The 6,369-nt window shown below is 68.3% G+C and carries 4 protein-coding genes; 2 read left to right on the forward strand and 2 right to left on the reverse strand.

Annotated elements, in window-relative coordinates:
- The coding region (locus tag ND748_RS22280) for a cobalamin-dependent protein (RefSeq protein ID WP_251747920.1) at positions 1–664 on the forward strand (664 nt) is incomplete at its 5' end.
- Positions 665–768: 104 nt separating this feature from the next.
- Positions 769–1,788: a methylmalonyl Co-A mutase-associated GTPase MeaB gene (gene meaB, locus ND748_RS22285; RefSeq protein WP_251747921.1), complete on the forward strand. Its 1,020-nt coding sequence runs from the start codon at positions 769–771 to the stop codon at positions 1,786–1,788.
- Positions 1,789–1,875: 87 nt separating this feature from the next.
- On the opposite strand, the gene ND748_RS22290 is transcribed toward meaB, so the two are convergent.
- Positions 1,876–3,900 carry a dynamin family protein gene (locus ND748_RS22290; RefSeq protein ID WP_251747922.1) on the reverse strand — a complete coding sequence of 675 codons (2,025 nt, stop codon included), beginning with the start codon at positions 3,898–3,900 and terminating at the stop codon, positions 1,876–1,878.
- Positions 3,900–5,636 carry a GTPase gene (locus tag ND748_RS22295; RefSeq protein ID WP_285902532.1) on the reverse strand — a complete coding sequence of 579 codons (1,737 nt, stop codon included), beginning with the start codon at positions 5,634–5,636 and terminating at the stop codon, positions 3,900–3,902. Before ND748_RS22295 ends, ND748_RS22290 begins: the two co-directional genes overlap by 1 nt.
- Positions 5,637–6,369 lie beyond the last annotated feature (733 nt).

A 6,369-nucleotide genomic window follows, 5' to 3' on the forward strand; every position in this document is an offset into this window, starting at 1 on the left:
CACCGCGGCCGCGGACGCCGCCCGCGACGGCCGCCGCGGTCCCGGCCTGGAGCAGAACCTGCTGGCGCTGGCCGTCGACGCGGCCCGCGCCAAGGCGACCGTCGGCGAGATCTCGGACGCGTTGGAGAAGGTCTACGGGCGCCATTCCGGCCAGATCCGTACCATCTCCGGGGTGTACCGGGACGAGGCGGGACCCGCCGGAAATGTCGCCGCCGCCCGCGAGGCCGCCGCCGAGTTCGAGCGCGCGGAGGGCCGCCGCCCGCGCATCCTGGTGGCGAAGATGGGCCAGGACGGCCACGACCGCGGCCAGAAGGTGATCGCCAGCGCCTTCGCCGACATCGGCTTCGACGTCGACGTCGGCCCGCTGTTCCAGACGCCCGCCGAGGTCGCCCGCCAGGCCGTCGAGGCGGACGTGCAGATCGTCGGCGTGTCGTCGCTGGCCGCGGGGCACCTCACCCTGGTGCCCGCGCTGCGCGAGGAGCTCGCCGCGCTGGACCGCTCCGACATCCTCATCGTGGTCGGCGGGGTCATCCCCCCGGGCGACTTCGACGAGCTGCGGGCGGCCGGGGCGGCGGCGATCTTCCCGCCGGGGACGGTCATCGCCGACGCGGCGCTGGAACTGCTCGCCACCCTGTCGGCGCAGCTCGGCCACTCCGCGGCCTGAACCGGCCGAGCTGTGGCATCTTTGGCAACGGCACCGCCGCTTGCGGCCCGGCCGGCACCGGCGCCGCTGGCACCGGCGTCGCTGGCTACGGCGTCGCTGACGTCGTGACCCGGCGCATCGATCTGACCGAGTACGCGGACGGCGTGCTGGCCTCGTCGCGGACCTGGATCGCGCGGGCCATCACGCTGGTCGAGTCCAGCCGGCCGGACCACCGGGAGCTCGCCCAGCAGTTGCTGGTGACGCTGCTCCCGCACGCCGGTAAGGCGCGCCGCGTGGGCATCACCGGGGTGCCGGGCGTGGGCAAGTCGACGTTCATCGACGCGTTGGGCACCAGCCTGACCGGGCGGGGCCACCAGGTGGCGGTGCTCGCCGTCGACCCGTCCTCGACGCGGACCGGCGGCAGCATCCTCGGCGACAAGACCCGGATGGCCGCGCTCTCGGTGGACCCGGCGGCGTTCATCCGGCCCTCGCCGACCGCGGGCACCCTCGGTGGGGTCGCGAAGGCCACCCGGGAGGCGATGGTCGTCATGGAGGCGGCCGGCTACGACGTCGTCATGGTCGAGACGGTCGGCGTCGGCCAGTCGGAGACGACGGTGGCCGACATGGTCGACACCTTCCTGTTCCTGACCCTGGCCCGCACCGGCGACCAGCTGCAGGGAATCAAGAAAGGCGTGCTGGAGCTCGCCGACGTCATCGCGGTGAACAAGGCCGACGGCCCGCACGAGCTCGACGCCCGCCGCGCGGCCCGCGAGCTGGCCGGGGCGCTGCGGATGCTGCAGGGCTCCTCGGGTCCGCGCGACTGGAACACCCCGGTGCTCACCTGCAGCGCCGCCGAGCGCACCGGCCTCGACACCGTCTGGGCGCAGGTGATCAAGCACCAGGACACCCTCGACGCCTCCGGCGAGCTCGCCACCCGCCGCCGGCGCCAGCAGGTGGACTGGACCTGGGCGATGGTCCACGACCGCCTGCTCGCCGAGCTGCGGGCGCACCCGCGCGTCCGGGAGATCACCCCCGACCTCGAACGCCGCGTCCGCGACGGCACGCTCACCCCCGCGCTCGCCGCCGACGCGATCCTCACCGCCTTCGGCGAACCAGCGCCGGGAGCTTTCGCGCCCCCGAGCTGAGCCCGGGGGACATGCGCCACGCGGCGACGACACGGCCGTCGAGACGGGCCGACCGGCGCCGGCCGGCGCAGGGCCGCAGACATGGATTCACACCTGTGTGCGACCTGCCACGTAGGGTCGCAGGAAATCTCCGATGCGGCCCTCGATGACCGTCAACTGCTGTTCGTACTGATAAAGACCGTTACGCAGGCGCTGCTTCTCCTGCTCGTCGACTCGTGACTCCTCGATGCTCCGCTTCACGCTGGCGACGAGCTCCTGCAGTCTGGCGGCGAGGCCTTTCTCGATCTTGCTCCAGGAACTGCGCAGCTCGGTTGCGCGGTTCAGGGCGTACTGCTCGGCCGAGCTCTCGGCCGAACGGTTCAGATCGTCGGTGAACTTCTCGGCGACCAGATCGCGCAGCTTGCCGTCCGACAGCACCACCGCCCCGGCCGCGACGATGGGCCCCAACGCCGCGCCGATCCCCACCATGAGTCCCAGCGGGGGAATGATGGCGCTGATGCTGATGAGGCCCGCGGCGGCGGCAGCAGCTGCTGCCCCTCCGCCGGCGCCGATGGCCAGGACCGGATTCGGTCTGAACAGCAGTGGAACGTCGCCATGGTGGGCCTCGGCGGCCCCCTCGCGGACGACGGAGAAGGCCAGCGAGCGCAGCAGGTAGTCGGGGTCCGGCTCGGAGCTGGTTCCGGTCAGGGTTCCACGCAGCTCCTCGAAGGCCTCCTCGTGAGCCTTGATCAACGGGTTGATACGATCGATGAGTTCCTTCTGGCGAGCCAGGATCAGGGGATCGATCTCTTGATTGCAGAACACCTGCATCTTTCGCTGGAGGTTGCTCATGTAGCCGCTGACAATCTCGCGTTGAAGTGCCTCCCGGCCGCTTTTGGTGACCGTCTTGCGCGCACGGTCGATCCGCCCGCCCACCTTGGCCTCCCAGGACGGGACCTTGGTACTCAGATCTCGCAGAAAAAGGGTGAAGTCGACCTTTATCTCCCGCTCGACATCCGAGATCCAACGATCGATGATTTCGCCGATCTGTCCGACGTTCTGCTGGATCTGATCCTGTGTCTGCTGGCTTTGGTCAAGAAGGTCCCGCAACTCGGCCGCCGACTTGGCCAGTAGCCCGCCCTCCTCCTGGAGGCGCCTTCGGAGATCGACGGAGCTGTGCCGAAGAAACTCGGCAAGCCGGACGAACTTGACGCGTGCAGCGTCATTTATGCAAAAAGCTTCCAGGGCTCGTTCAAGGTTATTTATCCCCGACTTTCCGAGACCTTCTGCATCGTCGTCCAGTCGTGCCCGCAGAGCGTCGCGGGCGCTGACGAAGAAAATGTTCCGACCCGAGTCGGCGCCGATCTCCGCCACCGCGTTGCGACAGCGGCTCTGTACCTCCGCCCGTTCCTCCTCGTCAATACGGTCGAACTGGTTGACCACGAAGAAGATGTCCTCATGGCCGAGTTCCTGAACGTGGCGAAGATAGTTCTGTGTCTCGTGGAGAGTGAATGGACGGCCTGCGTCCGTGACGAAGATGACGGCGTCCACCTGCTCGAGGAAGCCCAGGGTCACCCGCTCCCGCGCGGGACTCTCGTTGACGCCCGCCGAGTCGACGATCTCCACGGACCTTCGGAGCAGTTCCAGGGGTTGCGAGACGACGGCGAGCAGGAACGAGGGTTCGCGCGGAGCTCCATCGGCGTCGATCTGGAGAGAGACCTCGCGCTGGAACTGCTCGATACTGACCTCCGTCATGCCGCCCCGGCCGTCGACACTCCGGTACAGTTCGGCGTGCTCGTTCTCACCCCACCGCAGAACCGTGGTGAAGGCCGTCGCCGGATTCGCCTTGGTCGGTAGCAGTCGCTTCCCGAGCATTGCGTTGATCAGAGTGCTTTTTCCGCTGCTGAACTCACCGATAACCATGATCCGAAACGTCTCCCGCTCGAAGACGCTGCCGGTGTTTTCCAAGCGAAGAAACCGATCGTCGTCGGTCGGGTCGCCGAGGAGAGCGCCGGAGCCTCGGGCGATCCTCTGAATGCTTGCATAGAGATTCTTGAGCGTGCTGACACGTGTGTTCCAATCATCAAACTGCCCCGCGGGTCGGCTGTGATCCGGGCTACTCGTGTCGCCCATTATCTTCCTTCCAGGGAGGACAGCTGGATGCGTGCCGACCGACGGAGAAGGTGGGCCTCCGCCAGGAGGGCACGCCAGTGTTCAACGGATTCCGGCTGTGCGGCGAGCGCCGCCGAGTGCAGCCGCCACCACTGCTCGTCGCGGTCTCGCGCGCGGACGGCCAGCCGACGGAACTCCTGCTCGACGTGATCCTCGGCCCGGGCCAGCTGGGCGGCGAAGGCCGATGCCACCAACCGTCTGAGCGCATCGACGTCGTGGCGTAGCCGGCGGTCCTGTCTCTGTTGCACCGCCTCACCCACCACCGCGGCGCCGACCGCTCCCACCAGGTGGGCGATCATCTCGGAGAGCACCGGTGCCAGCACGCTCTCCAGGGTGGTTCCGACGAATTCCGGCAGCCAGGAGGCATCCCAGCCGTCCGAGTCGGCCGCTGCGCGCGCGGGTGAGACGGTACCGGCGACGGTGGGCACGGGCGGATAGAGGCCCGGCCCGGAGAGACCGGTGAACAACTCCTCGCCCGGCCGGTTGCGCAGGAGCGCGCCGCGCAGCCAGTCGGCCGCGTCGGAAAGCGCGGAGATCACGGTCTCGACGATCCAGGTGTGCAGTTCCTGTCGAATGACGTCGATCTGTGGGATGGCCCGCAGTTCCATGAAGAGTCGGGTGGTCGTGGTTTCGGAGAGCTCTGCGGCCAGGCTCGCCATGCACTGCACACGCCGCCTGTCGGCCTCGGCTCGTATCCGGGCGACGAGGGTTTCCCGTCGGTCATCGAGGGCCGCAGCCAGGACGATCCAGTGGAACTGCGCACTCTCCCGCGCCGCCTGCCAGACCTGCGCCGCCCGTGCCTTCGTCGGATGGCTCCAATGGGCGTCCGCGAGAGCCCGCTCGGCAGCGTCTGCGATCAGTGCGCAGGTGGCGGTGAGGAGATGGATCCGGCGAATGGCGCGTAGACCGACGCGGTGGTGCGCGCCGGACAGCGCGGCCAGCGCGCTACGGCACTGCTCTAGACGCTCCGTATACCCGGAACTTAGTGGGTCTCCCGGCCCCTGTAACACCTGAATCTCTGGCGCCGTCTCCCGGACGAGATAGCGGACCCGACGCATCACCTCGTCCACCTCGTCGCCGACCTCGTCGAGCTTGGTGACGACCACGACCACGGGTGGACTGTGTTGCTGGCTGACCAACGCCCTGACCCTGGCCTGGTCCGTTCCGGGTAGGGCCCGGCGCGCTTCGGTGGCGACCACCACCAGATCGCAGTCCGTCACAACTCGGCTGAGTGGGCCGGTGTCGGCGAGCGCTGGATTCTGGCTGGTCCAGACCTCCCAGCTCGGGGTGTCCACCAGTTCCAGGCCGGTCCGAGCCAGCCACCTGTCCGTGCCCCCGCCGACGGTCACGGTCTGGTAGCCGCTGGTTCCGGGGGCCTGGCGCGACGACTCGGTAGCGGCGGATCGGTCCGCGGCAGATTGGACCACTGTTGGTCCGGTGACGATCGGCTGGACTGAGACCGGCACACATTCTGCGCCGACGAGCCTGTTAATCAGGCCGGACTTACCGACGTTGGTGCCGCCTACAATGCACACTCTGGCCGCCGACGTTCGGGCCCGCCGATCTGCCTGCCGTATCAAGGCGGCTGCGGTGTCGGACCCGGCCCGATCCGCGAGCAGCGCGATCCGCTCGGAGAGTTCGAACTGGGACTCGGTCGTCTCAGCCGGATCTGCGCCATCCCCCGAAAGAATTCCCATCCGGTCTCCAATGATCGCCGGGTGCTGGCGGGTGGAGCCGCGATGACACCGCCCAGCACGCTCGACCCATTTCTACCACTCGAACCGGATCTGCACTGAACCAGGTCGGCTCAGGTCCGTGTATTTGCTAAGGAGCATCGCAGGGCCTGTTGTAATGGCGGCTGACAGTCGAGAATTATGGCTTGTATGTTCGCTTTGAACCATAATCGCCATTCTCGGGTGGGGGGACTGTCCGCTCGGACGGCAGGCGGGACGACGGCGCAGCCCGCCTGCCGATGGCGCAGCCCGCCGGGCGATGGCGACGTCCTCGGCCTGTTCGTTGCGCACCCATCGGTCTGATCCGGGTACCGGGCGAGGCACTTCACCTCGAACGGTCGCTACCTTCCGATTGCAGATGGCTACTGAGTGATGTGCCCTCGGTGAGGGTTGGTCCGGCCTTGTCCTGTCTTGCGGCGGACACGCGAATTGCCTGGTCAAACGTCTACGATGATCGCACCATACGAAGGGGCCAGGTCCCCGGCAGTCGGGGGCGGTCAGGTGCCCCGGGGCGCTTACGTGATTGGGCAGGGTCGGGAGTCGCGGTGGGTTATCAGCTCGGTATCGATATCGGATCCGCGAACACGATCGTCGCGGTCACGGACGGCGGCTGGCCCCGCGTGCTCGAGCTCGGTGGCCAGCGGCGGCTGCCGTCCGTGGTGTACGCGCCCGACGGCGGCGGCCTGCAGTTCGCCCG

Source organism: Frankia sp. AiPs1, assembly GCF_023716945.1.
In the GTDB taxonomy this organism is placed as follows: Bacteria; Actinomycetota; Actinomycetes; order Frankiales; family Frankiaceae; genus Frankia.

Bases quoted from the DNA above. Each gene is read 5' to 3' on its own strand.
- ND748_RS22295 (WP_285902532.1), bottom strand. From the start codon at position 5,636: ATGGGAATTCTTTCGGGGGATGGCGCAGATCCGGCTGAGACGACCGAG.
- ND748_RS22290 (WP_251747922.1), bottom strand. From the start codon at position 3,900: ATGGGCGACACGAGTAGCCCGGATCACAGCCGACCCGCGGGGCAGTTT.